The following is a 20,483-nucleotide window of genomic DNA, read 5'->3' as shown; positions in this document are numbered from 1 at the left end:
GCAGGTCCCATATGACAGAGAATTCTTCCGGCGACGGCCCGGCAGGCGAAGCCCTCATCTCCATATAGGACGCTTTCATTTTGACAGAAGCCGTCATCGAGCTGAAAGACGTATCGCTGACATTGGGCGAAGGCGCCTCGTCCGTCCATGTGCTGAAGGGCGTCAGCCTCGATGTGGCGCGCGGCGAGGCGACCGGCATCGTCGGGCCGTCGGGGTCGGGCAAGTCGACGCTGCTCATGGTTCTCGCCGGTCTGGAAAGGGTCGATTCGGGCACGGTACGAATCGCCGGCGAGCTGCTCAACGGCAAGAGCGAGGATCAGATCGCATCGTTTCGGGGGCGAAACATCGGCATCGTGTTCCAGTCCTTCCATCTCATCCCCAATATGACGGCGCTCGAAAATGTCGCCGTGCCGCTGGAGCTGGCCGGCCATGCCGATCCGTTCTCGGTGGCGGAACGCGAGCTGGCGGCCGTGGGTTTGAGCGACCGCGTCACGCACTATCCCGGCGAACTTTCGGGCGGCGAGCAGCAGCGCGTCGCGATGGCCCGGGCGCTGGCGCCGTCGCCGCGCATCCTCATCGCCGACGAGCCGACCGGCAATCTCGACCAGGCGACCGGCAAGCAGGTCGCCGACCTTTTGTTCGCCAAGGCGGCCGAGCGCGGCATGACGCTGGTGCTGGTCACGCATGATCAGGCGCTCGCGGCGCGCTGTTCGCGCCAGGTCTCCATGCGCTCCGGCAGGATCGAGGCACCGGCGCCGACCAAGGCCATCGCCTGATGTCACCGACGCGGACGTTGAAGCTCGCCGTCCGCTTCTCCTTGCGCGAGATGCGCGGCGGCCTGTCCGGTTTTCTGATTTTTCTTGCCTGCATCGCGCTCGGCGTCGCGGCGATCGGCGGCGTGAATTCCGTGGCCCGCTCGATCAGTGGCGGCGTTGCCAACCAGGGCCAGACGCTGCTTGGCGGCGATCTGCGCTTCCAGCTTAACCAGCGCGACGCAAGCGAAGCCGAACGCGGCTTCCTCGATGGGCTGGGCACGGTGTCGAGAACCGCCAGCATGCGCTCGATGGCGCGGCTTGCCGACGGCTCCGATCAGGCGCTGGTCGAGGCCAAGGCCGTCGACGAGGCCTATCCGCTTTACGGTGCGCTGGAAACCGAGCCGGCGCTGACGAAGCAGGAACTGTTCGGCGAGCAGTTCGGTGTTTTCGGCGCGGCCGCGCCCGACTTGCTGTTCGAGCGGCTGCATGTGAAGCTCGGCGATCGGCTGAAGCTCGGAACCGCCACCTTCGAACTGCGCGCCAGGCTGGTCACCGAGCCCGATGCCGTGTCCGAAGGTTTCGGTTTCGCGCCGCGCCTAATGATCTCGACCGAGGGCCTGGTCGCGACAGGGCTGGTTCAGCCGGGCAGCCTCGTCGAGAATTCCTACAAGATCCGGCTGGCCGCCGACGCCGACGAGGCGCGGCTCAAGGCCATCCAGGACGAGGCTGCCAAGGATTTCCCGGAGTCCGGCTGGTCGATCCGCACGCGCAGCAATGCGGCCCCGGCGCTCTCTTCCAACATCGAACGCTTTTCGCAATTCCTGACTTTGGTCGGGCTGACGGCGCTGGTGGTCGGCGGCGTCGGCGTCGCCAACGCGGTGCGCGCCTATCTCGACGGCAAGCGCGGCGTCATCGCCACCTTCAAGAGCCTGGGCGCATCGGGCGGCTTCGTCTTTGCCGTTTACCTCGTGCAGATCCTGATGATCGCGGCCCTCGGCATCGCCGCAGGTCTGGTGCTCGGCGCACTGATGCCCTTTGCCGCGAGCGCCGCGCTTCAGTCGGTCGTTCCGGTGCCGGCGCAAGGCGGCTTTTATCCCGGCGCTCTCGGCATGGCAGCACTGTTCGGGCTGCTGGTGACGCTGGCCTTCGCGCTGCTGCCACTCGGTCGCGCCCGCGATGTGCCGGCGACCGCGCTGTTCCGCGAGATGGGACTGGAAGGCCGCGGTTTTCCACGCGCTATCTATGTCGTTTCGGCGCTCGGCATCGCAGTGCTTCTTGCAGCGCTCGCCATCCTGTTTTCGGGCGACCAGCGCATCGCTTCGATCTTCGTCGGGGCCACCATCTTCGCCTTCCTGGTGCTGCGCCTGGTCGGTGCGCTGGTGCAATGGGCGGCAAGGAAGAGCCCGCGCGTGCGCTTCGTGGCGCTCAGGCTCGCCGTCGGCAACATCCATCGGCCAGGCGCGCTGACGCCGTCGGTGGTGCTGTCGCTGGGGCTTGGCCTGACGCTGCTGGTGACGCTGGCGCTGATCGACGGCAATCTGCGGCGGCAGATCTCCGGCAGCCTGCCGGAGCGGGCGCCGAACTTCTTCTTCGTCGATATCCAGAGCAGCGATGTCGACGGCTTCTCCAGTCTGATCAGCAAGGAGGCCCCGCAGGGGACGCTGGCCAAGGTGCCGATGCTGCGCGGCCGGGTGATGGCGCTCAACGGCGTCGCCGTCGACAAGGTCAAGGTGCCGGCGGAGGGCGCCTGGGTGCTGCGCGGCGATCGCGGCCTGACTTATGAGGCCAAGCAGCCGGACAACGCGACGCTGACCGAGGGGAACTGGTGGCCGGCCGATTATACCGGCGAGCCGCTCGTCTCGTTTTCCGACAAGGAAGGCAAGGAAATCGGGCTGAAGCTCGGCGATACCGTCACCGTCAACGTGCTCGGCCGCAATGTCACGGCCAGGATTGCCAATTTCCGCCAGGTCGAATGGGAGACGATGGGCATCAACTTCGTCATGGTGTTCTCGCCCAACACATTTGCCGGCGCGCCGCATGGCTGGGTGGCGACGCTGACCGAAAAGAGCGCCACCGCGGCTGATGACGCCCGCATCCTCAATGCCGTCACCCGCGCCTTCCCGGCAGTCACCACGGTGCGCGTCAAGGACGCGCTCGACATCGTCAACCGGCTGGTCGGACAGCTCGGCGCGGCGATCAGGGCGGCGGCCGGCGTGGCACTGATCGCGTCGGTGCTGGTGCTGGCCGGCGCGCTCGCCGCCGGCAACCGGGCGCGCATCCATGACGCGGTGGTGCTGAAGACGCTCGGTGCGACGCGGCTGACGCTGATATCGGCCTTCTCGCTCGAATACATGCTGATCGGCCTCGCCACGGCGGTCTTCGCGCTCGCCGCCGGCAGTGCCGCCGCATGGTTCGTCGTCGCCCGCATCATGACATTGCCGTCGCATTTCATGCCGGAAGTGGCGGTGGCGACCATTCTCTTTGCGCTGGTCATCACCGTCGGCATCGGTCTCGCCGGCACCTGGCGGGTGCTCGGCCACAAGGCAGCGCCCGTGCTGCGAAACCTCTGAGTCCGTATTGGTTCCACCCCGCCGACGGCCGTCATTTGGTTAAATCGGCGTAATGTTTCGCGGCCAAAGGGCTGGAAAACCGCGCCATGCGTGCCTCACGAAGCATTACACCCGGTTACGGTCTTGTTCTTGACGCGAATAACCATCATATTTCGCCGCAGGCATGCTGGAGTCCCGCCAGCGGCGCCTGGGTCCGGGTGGACCCGACACCGGACGGGGCAGAAGCAATAGAGGACCACAATGGCTGAACCCATTCGCAACTATCAGACGCGCGCCGTGCCCGGCGCCGCCGTCGACATCGATCAGGGCCTGCGCGCCTATATGATCAAGGTCTACAATTTGATGGGGCTTGGTCTCCTCATCACTGGTCTTGCCGCCGTCGGCACGATCATGCTGGCCACAACCACCGATCCGGCCTCGGCTGTCGCGACGCTGCCGAGCGGCGAGATGCTGACCTCGTTCGGCTACGCGATCTTCGGCTCGCCGCTGCGCTGGCTGGTGATGCTGGCCCCGCTGGCCGCCGTTCTGTTCCTGTCGTTCCGCGTCCAGTCGATGAGCGTGTCGGCGGCGCAGACGACGTTCTGGGTCTATGCGGGCCTAGTCGGCCTGTCGCTGTCGTCGATCTTCCTGGTCTACACCACCGCCAGCATCTCGCAGACCTTCTTCGCCACCGCCGCGGCCTTCGGCGCGCTGTCGCTGTTCGGCTACACGACCAAGCGCGACCTGACGGCGATGGGCTCGTTCCTGATCATGGGCGTGTTCGGCATCATCATCGCGATGGTGATCAACATCTTCCTGCAGTCGTCGGCGCTGTCCTTCGCCGTCTCGGCGATCGGCGTGCTGGTCTTCGCCGGCCTCACCGCCTACGACACGCAGAAGATCAAGGAGATGTATTTCGAGGGCGACGCTTCCGACGTTGCCGGCCGCAAGGCCATCATGGGAGCGCTGACGCTCTATCTCGACTTCATCAACCTGTTCATGTTCCTGCTCCAGTTCATGGGCGACCGCCGCTAAGGGCTGGTCCGCGTCATGGTCTGACTGGACCATCGGGTTTGGAGGGGCGGCCCAACGGCCGCCCTTTTCTTTTGCGCCGACCTTTGCTGTTATTGCAGGCAGACAAAGAGGCCTGCATAAAGAATGAGCACTATCGTTATACGGGCCGCGCGCGCGGCCGACCTCGACACCATTACGCAAATCTATGCCGACGCTGTGACCCGCGGCACGGCGAGCTACGAGCTGGAGCCGCCGGGGCGCGCCGAAATGGGCATGCGATTCGACACGCTCCAGGCCGGCGGCTTCCCCTACCTTGTGGCGGAAAAGGATGGCGCCGTGCTCGGCTATGCCTATGCCGGTCCCTTCCGGCCGCGCCCGGCCTATCGCTTTGTCGTCGAGGACTCCGTCTATGTCGCGCCTGATGCCAAGGGCCAGGGTGTCGGCCTCAAACTGATGCAAAGCCTGATCGCGGCCGCCGAGGCGGCGGGCTTTCGCCAGATCGTCGCTGTGATCGGCGATGGCCATCCCGACAGCGCTTCCGTCAAGCTGCACGAAAAGCTCGGCTTTCGTCATTCCGGCCGCCTTGAAGGCTCCGGCTACAAGCACGGACGCTGGCTGGACACCGTGTTCATGCAACTGGCGCTGAACGGCGGGGCCTCGGCTCCGCCGGATCCGGAATCATTGCCGGAACGGAAATTCCGTCAAGAAAAATAAGGGCTTAGATGAGCGCCAAGACTGAGGTCAACCGAGCAATTGCGCCGCGGTTCAGGCCTCGACCAGCTTCAGCTTGTTGTCGAAGACGCCGAGCACACGGCCAAGCTCCTGCCCGCGCTTGAGGATACGGCCGCCCGCGGCGATGACGGCGAAGGCGCCTTGTTTGCGTGCCAGTTTCGGGTCCTTGACGATCTGGAACAGCGGCACCTCGCTGGCCCGGCGGAACACCGAAAACACGGCCCTGTCGGTGAGATGATCGATAGCGTAGTCGCGCCATTCATTGGCGGCGACCATGCGCCCGTAGAGTTTCAGGATCTGGTCCAGTTCGCGCCGCTCGAAGCGCACCGGCTGGTCGAGGCGCGCGCCGCGTGCCTCGTGGAGCGGGATCAGTATCGCGGATGCGTCGCCATCCTCCGTCCCGCCGCCGTGATCGGTCATGCCTCGATCCTTCAAAAATGAATCTTTGCCAACCAAAGTTGGCGCTTTCGCTATCGAATTGCAAGTGCCGGCGAAGCGGTGCGGACCCGCGCCATTTCCGTCGCGTCCAGTCACGTTTGCAAACGACATGTTGGAATTGGTGATGCTCCGCCACATTCTGGCCATTTTTTATCCGCGCTCATGCCCCAATGTCCGACGAATTTACCGGCGTTGCCTGAGACGGTTCGGTCCGGCACCGGCTCGTAAACCCCAAGCCCCCCGCCCACGGGTCTGCGTCGGATCGAACCAACCTCGGTTTTTCCTCGGAAAGACCGGGTGCGACGATCCCAAAACCTAAATGACCGACGTCAGAAGCAAGCTGACGTCGGTTTTTTCATGCCTGGATCGCCGCTAAGGTGGATTTCCCGCCATATGGACGGTTTCAGCCCGATCCGGTGCGACCGGCAGGATCGATGCGGCCGAAGTCTTGGCATGCCGTCCGCGCTTGCCAACGCCATCGCCACTTAATAAGGTGTTAAGTGAAACGGGAGCGGCAATGCCACGCGTATCGGACTCCACGGCGAAAGAGGTGAATGGCACGGTCGCGGCCACCCCTGAGGCCGGCGGCGTCGGTCCCCGCATCAAGGCGCTGCGCATGGCAAGGCGCGTCTCGCTGCGCCGGTTGGCCGATATGACCGGCACGACGGCGAGCTTCATCAGCCAGCTCGAGCGCAATCTGTGCGGCGCCAACACAGGCACGCTGCTCAGGATCGCCGCCGCTCTCGATCTCGGCATCAACGACCTGTTCGAGGGCAGCAGCCGTCCGTTGCACAAGGTGCTGAGGCGCGAGGAACGGCCTGTCGTTCCCGTCGGCGTGCGAGGCCGCAAGATGCTTTTGTCGCGGCGGCCGATCCATCAGTTCGAGGTTTATGCGGGGCATTTCGAGGTCGGCGGCTCGACCGGCGACGACGCCTATGTGCATGGCGGCGAGCATGAGATGTTCATGGTGCTCAAGGGAACCGTCGAACTGACGCTTGCCGACGAGCGCCATCTGATGCGCGAAGGCGACAGCGTCGAATACGCGACTTCGGTGCCGCACCGCACGGTCAATGTCGGCGACACACCGGCGGAGGTGCTCTGGATCATCGCGCCGCCGACCGCCGGCGCGCTGGAACTCGATCAGTACAGGCCCGGAAACCGCTCGCATCCGGGTGAATGAGAACAAATGCGAGCTCTGGAATGGGAGAGTTGAACATGAGAGTGAAATTTGCACATGCGGCGTGCCTGGGCGTGCTTCTGGCGGCGACGGCCGCGCTCGCGCAATCGAAGCCGGTTGCCGGAGAGGTGGCCGAAGGCTCGCTGAAGGGCAAGACCCTGACTTTCGTGTCCTATGGCGGCATCTACCAGGACGGCCAGGCGGCAGCGCTCAAGGAGTTCGTGGACAAGTCGGGCGTCAAGCTGCTCAATGACGGCCCGACCGAGATCGCCAAGCTGCAGGCGCAGGTCGAGTCCGGCAATGTGACATGGGACGTTGTCGATACCGACGATCTGCCGCCTTATGTCTATTGCGGCAAACTGTTCCAGAAGCTGGACTTCACCAAACTCGACGTCTCGAAAATTCCCGAGGGCCAGGTCGGCGAGTGCTCGGTGCCGGCGATGAACTACGGCGTCGTGCTGATGTACAACACCGAAAAGTACAAGGACAATCCGCCCAAGAGCTGGGCCGACTTCTTCGACACGCAGAAATTCCCCGGCGTGCGCGGAATCGACGGCTCCGGCAGCCCGACCGGTGGCTTGCTGGAACAGGCGTTCAAGGTTGCCGGCGGGGACCCCAAGGCGATGACGGTGGCCGATATCGACAAGGCCATCGATGTGGTTCGCAAGCTCGGCCCCGATACCATCTTCTGGAAGACGGGTGCAGAATCGCAGCAACTCGCCGAATCCGGCGAGGCCGACATGCTGATGATGTGGACAGGCCGCGCCATGACCGCGGTCAAGAACGGCGCCAAATACGCACCGGCCTGGCAGGACTGGCTGGTGGTGATGGATCAGATGACGATCCCTGTCGGCGCCAAGGACACGGAGGCATCCTACGCGCTGCTCAACGCCTATCTCGGCAAGCACGCGCAGGAGGTGTTGACGGAGCAAACGTCTTACACGCCGATCAACAGTGAAGCGCAGCCCAAGGTCGACGCTTCCGTCTCCGCTTTCCTGACCAACACGCCCGAACGCCAGAAGCAGGGTTATAAGCAGAACTTCAAGTTCTGGGTCCCGAATTTCGCGGTCGCGCAGGAGAAGTGGTCCGCGCTGATGTCCGGCAACTGACCGGCTGAGGGAGACCAAAAGCCGTGAGCGCGTCCCAGCCAACCATTCCGGCCGCCGAAAGGCGCCGGGCATGGCGGCCGTTCGCGCTCGCGCTGCCGGCGCTGGTCCTGCTCTTCGGGGTGATTGGCTATCCGCTGCTCACCATCGTCGTGCGCAGCCTGTCGGAGCCGCAGTGGGGCCTGCAGAACTATATCTGGTTCTTCGGCGCGCCCATCAACCTGGCCGTGCTCCAGCGCACCTTCCTCATTTCAGCATGGGTCACGCTGGTCTGCGTGGTTTGCGCCTACCCCTATGCCTATCTGATGACCGCGGTCCGACCACGCGTGCGCTTGGTGCTGCTGCTCTGTGTGCTGATCCCGTTTTGGGTGAGCGGCGTGGTACGCACTTTGTCCTGGGTGATACTGCTGCAGGATTCGGGGGTCATCAACTCGATCCTGCGGGCGCTCGGGTTCGGTGGCATCAGGCTGATCCGCACCCAGACGGGCGTGGTCATCGGCATGGCGCAGGTGCTTTTGCCTTTCATGATCCTGCCGCTCTATTCGGTCATGAAAGGCATCGATCTCAGGCTGATGCAAGCCGCGCGGAGCCTCGGGGCGAGACCCTCGCGCGCGTTCCTCACGGTGTATCTGCCGCTGTCTCTGCCTGGCGTCTATGCCGGCGCGATCATCGTCTTCATCCTGGCGCTCGGCTTCTACATCACGCCGGCCCTGCTCGGCGGACCGCGCTCGACGATGCTGTCCACGCTGGTTCAGACACAGGTGCTCAGCCTCCTGCAATGGGGCAGGGGCGGGGCCATGGGCGTGGTGCTGCTGGTCACGACCTTCGTGCTGCTGGCGCTTGCCGCGCCCGTGATGCGGTCCAGCCATCGGCAAGCGGGGCGGCCCTGATGGAGATGAAGCCGCTCACCCGCGTCATGCTGGGCCTTGTCTGCCTGCTGGTAGCCATATGGCTGGTGGCACCGACGCTTGTCGTGGTGCCGATGTCATTCAACGAGAACAAATCGCTGGCATTTCCACCCCAGGGCTTCTCCTGGCAATGGTACGAAAATTTTGTCACCAATCCGGATTGGTCGACCAGCTTCCTCAACTCACTGAAGGTCGCATCGATCGTTGCGGTTCTGGCAACGGTGCTCGGCACCCTTGCCGCCTTCGGCCTCGACCGCATGCAGGCGCGGCCGGCAAACCTCCTGCGCATGCTGATGCTGACGCCGATGGTGGTGCCGGGCGTGGTCCTGGCCATCGGCATCTACGCCGTCTATCTCGACACGCGGCTTGTCGGCACGCTGCTCGGCTTCGTTCTGGCCCACACCATCCTTGCGCTGCCTTTCGTGTTGATCGCCGTTTCGGCCAATCTCGAAGTGTTCGACAAGCGGCTGGAGACAGCCGCGGCGAGCCTGGGCGCAGGTTCGCTCACCACGTTCCGCACGGTGACGCTGCCGCTGATTGCCCCCGGGGTACTGTCAGGCCTGCTGTTCGCCTTCGCCACCTCCTTCGACGAGATCGTCGTGTCGCTGTTCATCACCAATCCCTATCTCAAGACGTTGCCGGTGCAGATCTTCGCTTCCATCACGCGCGACGCCGACCCGACGGTCGCGGCCGTCGGCACGATCCTCTTATGCGCAACGACACTGCTGATCGGCGGCGGCATGCTGCTTCTTGGCCGTGAGCGGAAGGGAGGCTTATGAATCAGAAAGCGGAAAATCGCGGTGCGGCGATCGACCTGGAGTCGGTAAGCAAGGCCTATGGTTCCTTCAAGGCGCTCGACGGCGTGTCGCTGCGAATCGAGCCGGGTGAATTCATGACGCTGTTGGGCCCGAGCGGCTCAGGCAAGACGACGACGCTGAACGTGATCGCCGGCTTTACCGACCTGACCAGCGGCAAGCTGCTGGTCGGGGAAAAGAGCGTGGTCGGCGTGCCGGCGCACAAGCGCAACATCGGCGTGGTCTTCCAGCATTATGCACTGTTCCCGCACATGACGGTCGGCCGCAATGTCGCCTATCCGCTGAAGCTGCGCGGCGTCACCGGGGCAGAACGCGAACGCCGCGTCCGCCACGCGCTCGACATGGTCAAGATGGCCGATTTCGGCCATCGCTTTCCAAGCGAGCTTTCGGGCGGCCAGCAGCAGCGCGTGGCGCTGGCCCGCGCCATCGTCTTCGATCCGCCGCTGCTGCTGATGGATGAGCCGCTCGGCGCGCTGGACAAGAAACTGCGCGAATGGCTGCAGCTCGAGATCAAGCGCATCCACCGCGAACTCGGCACCACCTTCGTCTATGTGACGCACGACCAGGAGGAGGCGCTGGTGCTCTCCGACCGCATCGCCGTGTTCAACCGCGGCGGTATCGAGCAGATCGGCACCGGCCGCGAACTCTACGACGAGCCGGCGACGCTTTTCGTCGGCAAGTTCATTGGCGATTCCACCGTGCTGCGCGGCCCCGCCGCCACTTCCGGCAAGGAGACGGCGATCGAGATATCAGGCCAGAGAGTGGCGACCGCCAAGCGTCTCGCCAATGGCGGCAAGCCGGTGATGCTGCTGCGTCCCGAAAAGCTGGCGCTTGCTCGTCGCGGCGGCGGCGGGGATGGCCGCAACCGGCTCGCCGGGCGTATCGGCGAGGCCATCTATCTCGGCTCCGGCTCCAAATACGAGGTGGAGCTCGCCGACGGCTCGAAAGCCATCGTGCGCTCGACGCTCGAGGCGGACACTTTTGCCATTGGAGACGAGGTCGACGTGCTCTTCGCCGGCGGCGACGTGAAGCTGCTCGCCGATGACGACAAGGCCGACCTGACGCTTACCTGAAACAGAGCGGCCTCGCCTTTCCATGGAAAACGACGAGGCCGCCTCCTCTCTTGGTTTTTAACGCAGTTCCGGACGGGAAACCGCTCCACACTTTCCTGGAATCGCACGGAGAACGGATCACAAGATGCAAGCCCAGCGCAATGGCGACGTGTCGTTCTGGTATGCCGACATAGGTGGCCCGCCGGCCAGCCGCCCACCCTTGCCCGGCGACATCGAGGCCGATGTCTGCATCGTCGGCGCCGGCTATACCGGACTGTGGACGGCCTACTATCTGAAGAAGGCGGAGCCCGCGCTGCGCATCGCCATCGTCGAAAAGGAGTTCGCCGGCTTCGGTGCCTCGGGCCGCAATGGCGGATGGCTGTCCGGCGGCTTCAGCTGGTCGCGCGAGAAATATGCAAAAACCTCCTCGCGCGGGGCGGTGATCGACATGCAGCGCGCCATGTCCGGCACGGTCGACGAGGTGATCGCGATTGCCGCTGCCGAAGGGATCGACGCCGATATCCGCCGCGTCGACAACATCACCGTCGCCACAAACGCCGCGCAGCTTGAGCGCGCCAAAGCCGAGTACGAAGAGGCCCGGCACTGGGAAATGCCGCCCGAGCGGCTGGCCTTCCTCGGTGCGCAGGAAGCGCGCGAGCGCATCGCCATCGACAATGTATTGGGCGCCTTCGTCGTGCGCGACGTCGCGCGCGTGCAGCCGGCCAAGCTGGTGCAGGGTCTGGCGGCGGCGGTCGCGCGGCTCGGCGTCGCCATCTACGAACAGACGCAGGTGCTGGCGCTCGAGAAGGGCAAGGTCACCACCGACCGCGGCGTCGTGCGCGCCGAAAAGATCGTGCGCGCCACCGAGGGCTTCACCGCCGGCATTGCCGGCTACGAGCGTCTCTGGCTGCCGCTGAACAGCGCCATCGTGGTGACCGAGAAGCTGCCGCAGAAGCTCTGGGACGAAATCGGCTGGAGCGGCTACGAGGTGCTGGGCGATGCAGCGCACACCTACTGCTATGCGCAGCGCACGCGGGAAGGCCGGATCGCCATGGGCGGCCGGGGCGTGCCCTACCGCTTCGGATCGCGCACCGACACGCGCGGCAAGACACAACAGGCGACCATCGACCAGCTGCACGAGATCCTGACCAGGCTGCTGCCGCAGACCAAAGGCGTGCGGCTCGACCATGCCTGGTGCGGCACGCTCGGCGTGCCGCGCGACTGGTGCACGACATGCGGCTTCGATCGCGAAAGCGGCATCGGCTGGGCCGGCGGCTATGTCGGGCTCGGCGTTTCCAGTTCGAACCTGTCCGGCCGCACCTTGCGCGACCTGGTGCTCGGACATGACACGGAGCTGACCCGGTTGCCTTGGGTCAACCGCACGGTGAAGAAATGGGAGCCGGAGCCGCTGCGCTGGCTCGGCGTCCACGCCATGTACCAGCTCTACCGCATCGCCGACCGGCGGGAGGCAAACGGCCTGGGGCGGACGTCGCGCCTCGCCGCTTTCGCTGATCGCCTGACCGGCCATTGAGGCAGGTCACTCAAACGCGATTCCGTTTGGTCGACAGGCATGAATGGAGACCGACAGCGCGTCGCATCATTTCCGTTTTCGGCGGCGCGCTTCAGAGCCTTCGATCGAACGGCGCATCGGAACCGGGGCGGTGAATGAAGGCGGCGCCCAGGATGGGCCCTGGCAGGCCGTCCTTGCCGACGGACTGCAAAAGCACGGCGCAGCCGCCCTTCTTGGAAATCTCACTCATCGGCAATTCGTAGCGCTGCGCCTTGCCGTGCCAGATGCCCGCTGTCTGGATGCCGGTCACCGCGTTCCAATAGGTCATCTTGCGGCCCGTGTTCTCGCCCTGGCCGATCGTGACCGTCTGCGGCGGCTCGAAATAGACGATGACGACATGGGCATCGCTGGGACCGGTCCCGCCATCGCCGGTATCGATCATGACGCGGTCGCTGGTCCGGCTGACCTTGATGGCGACCCGCATGTCTTCGCCGATCCTTGCCATGCGGGCGAGTTGGCCATCGACCTCGCCGCGATTGGCGCCGTTGACATGGACCCGGCCGTTGATGACCGCCTGCGGCGTATAGACTGAGCGGTTGCCGAAGGCCCGCATATACTCATATTGCCGCTCGGTGTTTTCCTTGCTGCTCAGCGTGTCCCGCCAGCCGAGATAATCCCAGTAGCCGACGTGATAGGAGAGCGCGACAAGATCCTGCCTGGCGGCAAGTTCGGAGAAGAAGGCGTCGGCAGGCGGGCAGGAACTGCAGCCTTGACTGGTGAACAGCTCGACCACGCCCACGGGCCTGTCGCCCTGGGGCTTGTCGGCCGGGAGCCTGCCGGACTCGCCGGCGTGCCCGGCACCGGCAAACGCCGAGAAGGCCAGCGCGAACGCTGCCAGCCACAATGATCTACGCGAGGCCATGACCATTCCAATTCCCGCCGGTGATGCCGGCTTTGTTTTGATTGGCTGAAATATGTGGCAGAACCGGAAGTCAACGGGAAGTCACGTTGCGGTGAAATTTTGCCATTGCAAGCCTGGGTAGGGCGGCAATAGGAGAAGCCACTGCATTTCAACCGGCGGTTCGATTCGGGGGCGGGATCATCATCATGTGGCAAAGTTTCCTGGCTCCAGTCGATCTTTATTGCGAGCGAACGGGTCCTGAACTTTGGGCCGAGCCGGTGAATGCTTTGACCAACCTGGCTTTCATTGCCGCGGGACTATGGGGCGTCCGCGAAGTGCGGCGATGCAGGACCGGCATTTTCGCCGAGGTCCTGGCCTGGTGGGTGGTGGCGATCGGCGTCGGCTCGACGATTTTTCACATCTTCGCCACCAAGGGAACGGTCTGGGCCGACGTGGTGCCGATCGCCGGCTTCACGCTGGCCTACACGCTGTTCAACCTGCGCCGCTTCCTGCGCCTGGAATGGGGCAAGGCGATCGCGATCTTCGTCGTTTTCTATGCCGTTGTCGGAGCGATAACTCTGGCCGTGCCGGATTGGCTGCGCCAGGCGTCGAACGGCACCACAGGCTACCTGCCGCCGTTCCTGGCGCTCGCCTTCTTCGGTGTCTGGGTGACGGCCAGCGGCAATCGCGCCGGCTGGTATAATCTGGCCGGATCGGCGATCTTCGTGCTGTCGGTCATCTGCCGCATGGTCGATCCGCTGGTCTGCACCAGCTTCCCGCTCGGCACGCACTTCCTCTGGCACCTGCTCAACGGGCTGATGCTGGGCGTGCTGCTGGCCGCCGCGGCGCGCTACGGCGCGCCACAGCGAGGCAGTAGGCAGTAGGTCCTATTTCCTACTGCCTAAGCCCTACTCCCTTGCCGCTACGCGGCAAGATCGCGCAACACGTACTGCAAAATGCCGCCGTTCTTGAAGTAGTCGAGTTCGTCAAGCGTATCGATGCGGCAAATGATCGGCACCTTCTTCACCGTGCCGTCGCCATAGGTGATCCTGGCTTCCATCTTCTGGCGCGGCTTGAGGGCGTCCAGGCCGTCGATCTCGACCAGCTCATCCCCTTTCAGGTTGAGCGAAGCCCATGAGGTGCCTTCCTCGAAGACGAAGGGGATGACGCCCATGCCGACCAGGTTGGAGCGGTGGATGCGCTCGAAGGACTGGGCGATGACCGCGCGGACACCAAGGAGGTTCGTTCCCTTGGCCGCCCAGTCGCGCGACGAGCCGTTGCCGTATTCGACGCCGGCGAAGATGACCAGCGGCACGCCTTCCTTCTTGTATTGCATCGCCGCGTCGTAGATCGATTCCTCTTCCTTCGACGGGTAATGGATGGTGTAGCCGCCTTCCCTGCCGTTCTCGCCCAGCATGTGGTTGCGGATGCGGATGTTGGCGAAGGTGCCGCGCATCATCACCTCATGGTTGCCGCGGCGCGTGCCGTACTGGTTGAAGTCGGCAACGCCGACGCCATGCTCGGTAAGGTATTTGCCGGCCGGCGAGGCGGCCTTGATCGAGCCCGCTGGCGAAATGTGGTCGGTGGTGATCTTGTCGCCGAACAAGCCCAGCACGCGGGCGCCCTTGATGTCGCCGATCTTGCCGAAGCCCGTGGTCATGCCGGCGAAATAGGGCGGGTTCTGCACATAGGTGGAATTGTCGTCCCAGGCATAGGTCTGGCCTTCCGGCGCCTTGACGTTCTGCCAGTTCTCATCGCCCTTGAAGACGTCGGCATATTTGCGGGCGAACAGCTCGCGCGTCACGTTCTTCTCGATGAATTCCTGGATTTCCGCCGAGCTCGGCCAGATATCCTTGAGGTAGACCGGCTTGCCGTTCCTGTCCTCGCCGAGCGGTTCGGTGGTCAAGTCTTTCGTCACCGTGCCGGCCAGCGCGTGCGCCACGACCAGCGGCGGCGAGGCGAGATAGTTGGCCTGCACGTCGGGCGAGACGCGGCCCTCGAAGTTGCGGTTGCCGGAAAGCACCGCGGCGGCAATCAAACCCTTATCGTTGATGGTCTTGGAGATCGGCGCCGGCAGCGGGCCGGAATTGCCGATGCAGGTGGTGCAGCCGAAGCCGACCAGGTTGAAGCCGATCTGGTCGAGCTCCTTCTGCAGGCCGGATTTCTCGAGGTATTCGGCGACCACCTGGCTGCCTGGCGCCAGCGAGGTCTTCACCCAGGGCTTCTGCTTGAGGCCGAGGCGATTGGCGTTGCGGGCGAGCAGGCCGGCGCCGATCAGCACGCTCGGGTTCGAGGTGTTGGTGCAGGAGGTGATGGCGGCGATGACGACATCGCCATGGCCGAGATCATGGCCGGTGCCTTCGACGGCATAGCGCTTCGAGATTTCCGCCGCCTTCTTGTATTCGGTGTCCATCGCCTTGACGAAGCCGGCCGGGATGCCTTCCAGCGCGACGCGGCCCTCGGGGCGCTTGGGGCCAGCCATCGACGGCACGACGTCGCCGAGGTCGAGCTCCAGCAAATCGGTGAAGACCGGGTCGGCGGAGCCTGCGTCACGCCACATGCCTTGCGCCTTGGAGTAGGCTTCGACCAGCGCGATGCGGCTTTCCTCGCGGCCCGACATTGTGAGGTAGCGGATGGTCTCCGAATCGACCGGGAAGAAGCCGCAGGTGGCGCCATATTCAGGCGCCATGTTGCCGATGGTGGCGCGGTCGGCCAGCGTCATATTGGAGAGACCGGGGCCGAAGAATTCGACGAACTTGCCGACGACGCCCTTCTTGCGCAGCATCTGGGTGACGGTGAGCACGAGGTCGGTGGCGGTGACGCCCTCCTTCAGCTTGCCGGTGAGGCGGAAGCCGATGACCTCGGGCAAAAGCATGGAGACGGGCTGGCCGAGCATGGCCGCCTCGGCTTCGATGCCGCCGACGCCCCAGCCGAGCACGCCGAGGCCGTTGATCATGGTGGTGTGCGAATCGGTACCGACGCAGGTGTCGGGATAGGCTGATGTTTCGCCGTCCTCGGTGTTGGTCCACACCACCTGGCCGAGATATTCGAGGTTGACCTGATGGCAGATGCCGGTGCCGGGCGGCACGACGCGGAAATTGCGGAACGCCTGCTGGCCCCATTTCAGGAACTTGTAGCGTTCCTCGTTGCGCTCATATTCGAGCTCGACATTGCGCGCGAAGGCCATCGGCGAGCCGAACTCGTCGACAATGACGGAATGGTCGATGACGAGGTCGACCGGCACCAGCGGGTTGATCTTTTGCGGGTCGCCGCCGAGCGAGGCCATGGCGTCGCGCATCGCCGCCAGGTCGACCACCGCCGGAACGCCGGTGAAATCCTGCATGAGGACGCGGGCAGGGCGATAGGCAATCTCGACGCCGGCCGTCCCCTTGTCGGTCAGCCAGCCGGCGACGGCCTTGATCGAGTCCTTGGTGACGGAGCGGCCGTCCTCGTTGCGCAGAAGGTTCTCCAGCAGAACCTTCATCGAATAAGGCAATTGGGCGATGCCGGTGAGGCCGTTCTTCTCGGCCTCGACGAGGTCGAAATAGGTATATTCGGCGTCGCCCGCTTTCAGCGTGCGGCGGCAATTGAAACTGTCGAGGGATTTTGACACGTGCGATCCGTCCTTGTCTGTTCAGCCTGAAAGGGAACGGACGCCGATGGCATGCAATCACGCGCAAAGGTGCGGGTACGGCCATTTCCGCTGTCCGCTCCCAAGCAACCCGAGCCGTTCAAGGCGGCGCGTGCGCTGGTTCGGCGCTAGTTCTGTTCCCGCGCCGACCGCTGGCACGGATGCACCGCATATAGAGAATTTTCTGGAATAGTTCTAGACAGTTAAAAAGCAAATTTGTGCGATGCGGCAGGGGCCGAGGCGGATTGTTTCAGGGCGGGCGAGGGATGCGGCTTATCGCCGAAAATCTGGGCGGCGAACGCGGCGGCGAGACGGTGTTTTCGGGCATTGGCTTTGACCTCGATCAAGGCCAGGCGCTTGTCGTCACCGGGCCGAACGGATCAGGCAAATCGACCTTGCTCAGGATCGTCGCCGGACTGCTGCCGAAGGCTGAAGGCAATTTGCTGATCGAGGGCGGCGGCGATGAATTTCCGTCGATCGCTTCGGCCTGCCACTATCTCGGCCATCAGAACGCAATGAAAACGGCGCTCAGCGTGACGGAAAACCTGCGCTTCTGGCGCGACTTCAACGGCGGTGGATCCGTCGGCGTCGAGGAGGCGCTGGAGACGGTCGGACTGGGCGGCATCGGCCATCTGCCGTTCGGCTATCTCTCGACCGGGCAAAGACGACGCGCGGGGATCGCGAAACTGCTGGTCAGCCAACGGCCGATCTGGCTGCTCGACGAGCCGACGGCGGGTCTGGACAAGGATTCGGAGGCGCGATTCGCGGGATTGATGAGGGGGCATTGTGCGGATGGTGGGATTGTCGTCGCGGCAACGCATCTGCCGCTCGGGATCGAGGGAGCGCAGACGTTGAGGATGGGGCAGGCCTTTTGATGACGGCACTCTACGGCGCCCCCCTCTGTCCTGCCGGACATCTCCCCCTCGAGGGGGGAGATTGGCAGCTTCGGCGCCTCGCCCGCTTTCCAACGTTGAAAATCGGCGAAGGCCGGGGTGACATCCGATCTCCCCCCTTGCGGAGGAGGTGTCCGGCAGGACAGAGGGGGGCGCTCAAGCGCGAGTATCTCATATCATGCTAGCCCTCCTCCTCCGCGATATCCGCCTTTCGATTCGGGCCGGCGGCGGGGCGCTGACGGGCGTGATCTTCTTCCTCGCCGTGATCGCCACCATTCCCTTCGGCGTCGGGCCGGACCTGAGACTGCTAGCCCGCATCGGCCCGGCGATCCTGTGGATCGGAGCACTGCTCTCTTGCTTGCTCGGCCTCGACCGGTTGTTCCAGGCCGACCGCGAGGACGGCTCGCTCGATCTCCTGGTGCTTGGCAACGACCGCCACATGCTGGCGCTGACGGTGCTCACCAAATGCCTGGCCCATTGGGCGGGCAGCGTGCTGCCGCTGGTGGTCGCCGCGCCCCTGCTCGGCCTGTTCATGAACATGGAGCCGGTCGCCATCGGCGCCACGGCGCTTACGCTGCTGGTCGGCACGCCGGCGATCACTTTCATCGGCGCCGTCGGCGCGGCGGTGGCGGTGGCGCTGCCGCGCGGCGGACTCCTGATCTCGGTGCTGGTGCTGCCGCTGACCATCCCGGTGCTGATCTTCGGGGTTTCGGCGAGTTACGGCGCGACGGCCAATCCCGATCCGTTCCTGCAGCCTTTCCTCATTCTTGCCGCGCTGACGTTGTTTCTTGCCGTGCTCGGACCGCTGGCGGCGGCGCTGGCGCTGCGCCATGGCACGGATTGAGGCGGCCACGACCGGCAGGGGCTGCGGCGCGGCGGCCAATTGCGCGGTCACCGGCGCGGGGCTAAGGGAAGGCATGATCGAGCACGGCGGAAGGATCGAATTGGCGGGCGGCATGCCGACGAGGCAGCCGGCATGAGCCCGCATGCGCTCTACGTCACCGCCGCCTATGCCGTCACGGCGATTGCGCTGGCCGGGCTGATCGGCTGGATCCTGCTCGATCAACGGGCCCGCAAGCGCGAACTGGCCGAACTCGAGGCGGCGGGCGTGCGCCGACGCTCCGACAAGGGCGGGGAGCGCGTGTCATGAGCACGGATATGCCAACGCCGGCGCCGGCCCGGCGCCGCCTGTTCGTGCTGTTGCCGCTGCTGGTCTTCCTCGGGCTGGCGGGGCTGTTCCTGGCGCAGCTCCTGTCGGGGCGCGACACTTCGGAGGTGCCGTCGGCGCTGATCGGCCTGCCGGCGCCGCCGACCAACCTGCCCCCGCTGGACGGCACGAACCTGCCGGGACTCGATTCGAAATCGTTTGCCGGCAAGGTGACGCTGGTCAACGTCTTCGCCTCATGGTGCGCGCCTTGCCGCGAAGAGCACCCGGTGCTTTTGGGGCTGGCGCAGGACAGGCGCTTCACCATGGCGGCGCTGAACTACAAGGACCGGCCGGAAAACGCCCGCCGATTCCTCGGCGATCTCGGCAATCCGTTCCAGGCGATCGGCGTCGACGAGGCCGGCCGCACGGCGATCGACTGGGGCGTCTATGGCGTGCCGGAAACCTTCGTCATCGGCAAGGACGGCAAAATAGCCTACAAGCATGTCGGCCCGCTGACGGCCGAGACGGCTCGGACGCTGCTGTTGCCGCAGATCGAGAAGGCGCTGGCCGCGCCGAACTGAGGCGACTGGCCGGCCTACTTGCTTGCCTTGGCCCGCTCGATCGCGTCGACGATCATCTTCTTGGCGTATTTGGAATCGTGCCAGCCCTCGATCTTGACCCATTTGCCGGGTTCGAGATCCTTGTAGTGCTCGAAGAAGTGCTGCACCTGATCGCGGGTGATCTCGGGCAGCTGCGTGTATTCGGTGACGTTCTCGTAACGCAACGTCAGCTTCGGCGACGGCACGGCGATGACCTTCTCGTCCTGGCCGGCATTGTCTTCCATGATCAGCACGCCGATCGGCCGCACATTGATGACGCAGCCGGGCACCAGCGCGCGCGTGTTGCAGACCAGCACGTCGATCGGATCGCCGTCGCCAGACAGCGTGTGCGGAACGAAGCCGTAATTGCCGGGATAGCGCATCGAGGTGTGCAGGAAACGGTCGACGAACAGCGTGCCGGCCTCCTTGTCCATCTCGTATTTGATCGGCTCGCCGCCGATCGGCACCTCGATGATGACGTTGACGTCCTCGGGCGGATTCTTTCCGGTGGCGATGGCTTCAATACGCATGACTTATCCCTCTCTCGATTGGCAGACCGATAGCGGGCGGCGCAAAATGGTGCAATGCGGCGAATGGTGCTCAAGAACGCCCAGCAAGACGCAATGGCATTCAATGCGTTCAATCATTAGCAGAAGATGTTTCAGTGTCGTGATTGCGTAGGTTGCGCTCGCGCCGCTTACGCGATCGTTCCTCGCCGGTCATTCCCAGACGAAAGCAACCTTCTTCAGCGCCTTCTGCTCGAATATCTCGACGCCTTCGGCGATATCGCGGCCGCCGGCGCCGGAATAGAAGGCGAGCGCGTTCTGATTGTCTTCCAGCGCCCACACCACCGTGCCCTTCAATCCGTGGTCGGCAAGCCGCGCCCGTGCCGCCTTGAAAAGCCGGCTGCCGAGCCCGATGCCCTGATATTCCGGCCGCAGGTACAATTCATAGATCTCGCCCTGCTGCTTGAGTTCGCGGGCCCGGTTCTTGCCGATCGTGGCGTAGCCGGCAACCGTGCCGCCGATCTCGATCACCAGGACGGTAGCGGCGCGGCGGATGGCATTGGCCCACCAGTCGGCGCCGCGACGGTTGATCATCGATGTCAGGGTGCGGTGCGGGATGATGCCGCTATAGGCGCCGCGCCAAGCCTGCAAATGCACGTCGGCGATCGCCGCGGCGTCGCGCGATTCGGCTTTGCGGATATCGATGCTCAGCGTATTCATGATTTGTTAACCATAAACCCGCATCGCTCG

The 20,483-nt window shown here is 64.5% G+C and carries 21 protein-coding genes; 16 read left to right on the top strand and 5 right to left on the bottom strand.

The genetic code is table 11. The features are described 5' to 3' along the window. Positions 1-80: 80 nt before the first annotated feature. The 4 genes from FJ940_RS01785 to FJ940_RS01770 all read left to right on the top strand — a co-directional run bounded on the left by FJ940_RS01785 (position 81) and on the right by FJ940_RS01770 (position 5,032). Positions 81-776 (top strand): ABC transporter ATP-binding protein, encoded by a 696-nt coding sequence (locus FJ940_RS01785; protein WP_140655007.1) that lies wholly within the window; start codon positions 81-83, stop codon positions 774-776. Further along, a complete protein-coding gene (locus tag FJ940_RS01780) occupies positions 776-3,325 on the top strand; it encodes an ABC transporter permease (RefSeq protein WP_140655005.1) in 2,550 nt (849 codons plus the stop codon). The genes FJ940_RS01785 and FJ940_RS01780 overlap by 1 nt, the downstream gene beginning before the upstream one ends. A gap of 240 nt (positions 3,326-3,565) precedes the next feature. After that, positions 3,566-4,339: a Bax inhibitor-1/YccA family protein gene (locus tag FJ940_RS01775; RefSeq protein ID WP_140492223.1), complete on the top strand. Its 774-nt coding sequence runs from the start codon at positions 3,566-3,568 to the stop codon at positions 4,337-4,339. A 123-nt stretch (positions 4,340-4,462) separates the two neighbouring features. Continuing rightward, a complete protein-coding gene (locus FJ940_RS01770; protein ID WP_140524595.1) occupies positions 4,463-5,032 on the top strand; it encodes a GNAT family N-acetyltransferase in 570 nt (189 codons plus the stop codon). Between the two features lie 51 nt (positions 5,033-5,083). Here the strand turns inward: FJ940_RS01770 and FJ940_RS01765 are convergent, their stop codons facing one another. Beyond that, the gene (locus tag FJ940_RS01765) at positions 5,084-5,470 is read right to left on the bottom strand and encodes a DUF2794 domain-containing protein (protein WP_140655002.1); all 387 of its coding nucleotides are present in this window, start codon (positions 5,468-5,470) and stop codon (positions 5,084-5,086) included. A 535-nt stretch (positions 5,471-6,005) separates the two neighbouring features. Here FJ940_RS01765 and FJ940_RS01760 point away from each other — a divergent pair. The 6 genes from FJ940_RS01760 to FJ940_RS01735 all read left to right on the top strand — a co-directional run bounded on the left by FJ940_RS01760 (position 6,006) and on the right by FJ940_RS01735 (position 12,077). Then, complete coding sequence (locus FJ940_RS01760; protein ID WP_140492232.1) at positions 6,006-6,668, top strand: XRE family transcriptional regulator; 663 nt, start codon at positions 6,006-6,008, stop codon at positions 6,666-6,668. Positions 6,669-6,703: 35 nt separating this feature from the next. Then, positions 6,704-7,774, top strand: a complete 1,071-nt coding sequence (locus tag FJ940_RS01755) for an extracellular solute-binding protein (protein WP_181165196.1) — start codon at positions 6,704-6,706, stop codon at positions 7,772-7,774. A 23-nt stretch (positions 7,775-7,797) separates the two neighbouring features. Continuing rightward, on the top strand, positions 7,798-8,661 hold the full coding sequence (locus tag FJ940_RS01750) for an ABC transporter permease (RefSeq protein WP_140492238.1): 864 nt from the start codon (positions 7,798-7,800) through the stop codon (positions 8,659-8,661). Next, positions 8,661-9,458: an ABC transporter permease gene (locus tag FJ940_RS01745; RefSeq protein ID WP_140492241.1), complete on the top strand. Its 798-nt coding sequence runs from the start codon at positions 8,661-8,663 to the stop codon at positions 9,456-9,458. The genes FJ940_RS01750 and FJ940_RS01745 overlap by 1 nt, the downstream gene beginning before the upstream one ends. Further along, positions 9,455-10,567 (top strand): ABC transporter ATP-binding protein, encoded by a 1,113-nt coding sequence (locus tag FJ940_RS01740; RefSeq protein ID WP_140492243.1) that lies wholly within the window; start codon positions 9,455-9,457, stop codon positions 10,565-10,567. Before FJ940_RS01745 ends, FJ940_RS01740 begins: the two co-directional genes overlap by 4 nt. A gap of 124 nt (positions 10,568-10,691) precedes the next feature. After that, on the top strand, positions 10,692-12,077 hold the full coding sequence (locus FJ940_RS01735) for an FAD-binding oxidoreductase (RefSeq protein WP_140524601.1): 1,386 nt from the start codon (positions 10,692-10,694) through the stop codon (positions 12,075-12,077). Between the two features lie 91 nt (positions 12,078-12,168). On the opposite strand, the gene FJ940_RS01730 is transcribed toward FJ940_RS01735, so the two are convergent. Continuing rightward, positions 12,169-12,984, bottom strand: coding sequence for a thioredoxin family protein (locus FJ940_RS01730; protein WP_140524602.1), 816 nt, complete (start codon positions 12,982-12,984; stop codon positions 12,169-12,171). A gap of 179 nt (positions 12,985-13,163) precedes the next feature. Between FJ940_RS01730 and FJ940_RS01725 the strand changes: the two genes are divergently transcribed. Beyond that, positions 13,164-13,841: a ceramidase domain-containing protein gene (locus FJ940_RS01725; RefSeq protein ID WP_140559230.1), complete on the top strand. Its 678-nt coding sequence runs from the start codon at positions 13,164-13,166 to the stop codon at positions 13,839-13,841. A 38-nt stretch (positions 13,842-13,879) separates the two neighbouring features. Here FJ940_RS01725 and acnA read toward each other — a convergent pair whose 3' ends face one another. Continuing rightward, positions 13,880-16,570 (bottom strand): aconitate hydratase AcnA, encoded by a 2,691-nt coding sequence (acnA, locus tag FJ940_RS01720; RefSeq protein WP_140524606.1) that lies wholly within the window; start codon positions 16,568-16,570, stop codon positions 13,880-13,882. 284 nt (positions 16,571-16,854) lie between these two features. On the opposite strand from acnA, the gene ccmA reads away from it, so the two are divergent. From ccmA to FJ940_RS01700, 5 genes are all read left to right on the top strand, one after another. Next, entirely contained in the window at positions 16,855-17,463 is a 609-nt protein-coding gene (gene ccmA, locus FJ940_RS01715) for a heme ABC exporter ATP-binding protein CcmA (protein WP_140492258.1), read from the top strand. A gap of 196 nt (positions 17,464-17,659) precedes the next feature. Then, positions 17,660-18,325: a heme exporter protein CcmB gene (gene ccmB, locus FJ940_RS01710; protein ID WP_140492261.1), complete on the top strand. Its 666-nt coding sequence runs from the start codon at positions 17,660-17,662 to the stop codon at positions 18,323-18,325. Next, positions 18,312-18,461 carry a hypothetical protein gene (locus FJ940_RS28355; RefSeq protein WP_181167271.1) on the top strand — a complete coding sequence of 50 codons (150 nt, stop codon included), beginning with the start codon at positions 18,312-18,314 and terminating at the stop codon, positions 18,459-18,461. Before ccmB ends, FJ940_RS28355 begins: the two co-directional genes overlap by 14 nt. Beyond that, positions 18,458-18,631 carry a heme exporter protein CcmD gene (gene ccmD / locus FJ940_RS01705; protein WP_140492264.1) on the top strand — a complete coding sequence of 58 codons (174 nt, stop codon included), beginning with the start codon at positions 18,458-18,460 and terminating at the stop codon, positions 18,629-18,631. Before FJ940_RS28355 ends, ccmD begins: the two co-directional genes overlap by 4 nt. Beyond that, the gene (locus tag FJ940_RS01700) at positions 18,628-19,209 is read left to right on the top strand and encodes a DsbE family thiol:disulfide interchange protein (protein ID WP_140492460.1); all 582 of its coding nucleotides are present in this window, start codon (positions 18,628-18,630) and stop codon (positions 19,207-19,209) included. The genes ccmD and FJ940_RS01700 overlap by 4 nt, the downstream gene beginning before the upstream one ends. A gap of 14 nt (positions 19,210-19,223) precedes the next feature. On the opposite strand, the gene ppa is transcribed toward FJ940_RS01700, so the two are convergent. Next, entirely contained in the window at positions 19,224-19,757 is a 534-nt protein-coding gene (gene ppa, locus FJ940_RS01695; RefSeq protein WP_140492463.1) for an inorganic diphosphatase, read from the bottom strand. A 189-nt stretch (positions 19,758-19,946) separates the two neighbouring features. After that, positions 19,947-20,453, bottom strand: coding sequence for a GNAT family N-acetyltransferase (locus FJ940_RS01690; RefSeq protein ID WP_140492466.1), 507 nt, complete (start codon positions 20,451-20,453; stop codon positions 19,947-19,949). Positions 20,454-20,483: the final 30 nt, after the last annotated feature.

It is taken from the genome of Mesorhizobium sp. B2-3-7 (assembly GCF_006442695.1).
Taxonomy (GTDB): domain Bacteria; phylum Pseudomonadota; class Alphaproteobacteria; order Rhizobiales; family Rhizobiaceae; genus Mesorhizobium.
Note: the sequence above shows the minus strand (reverse complement) of the source record. Positions and strands in the feature narration are given on the sequence as shown.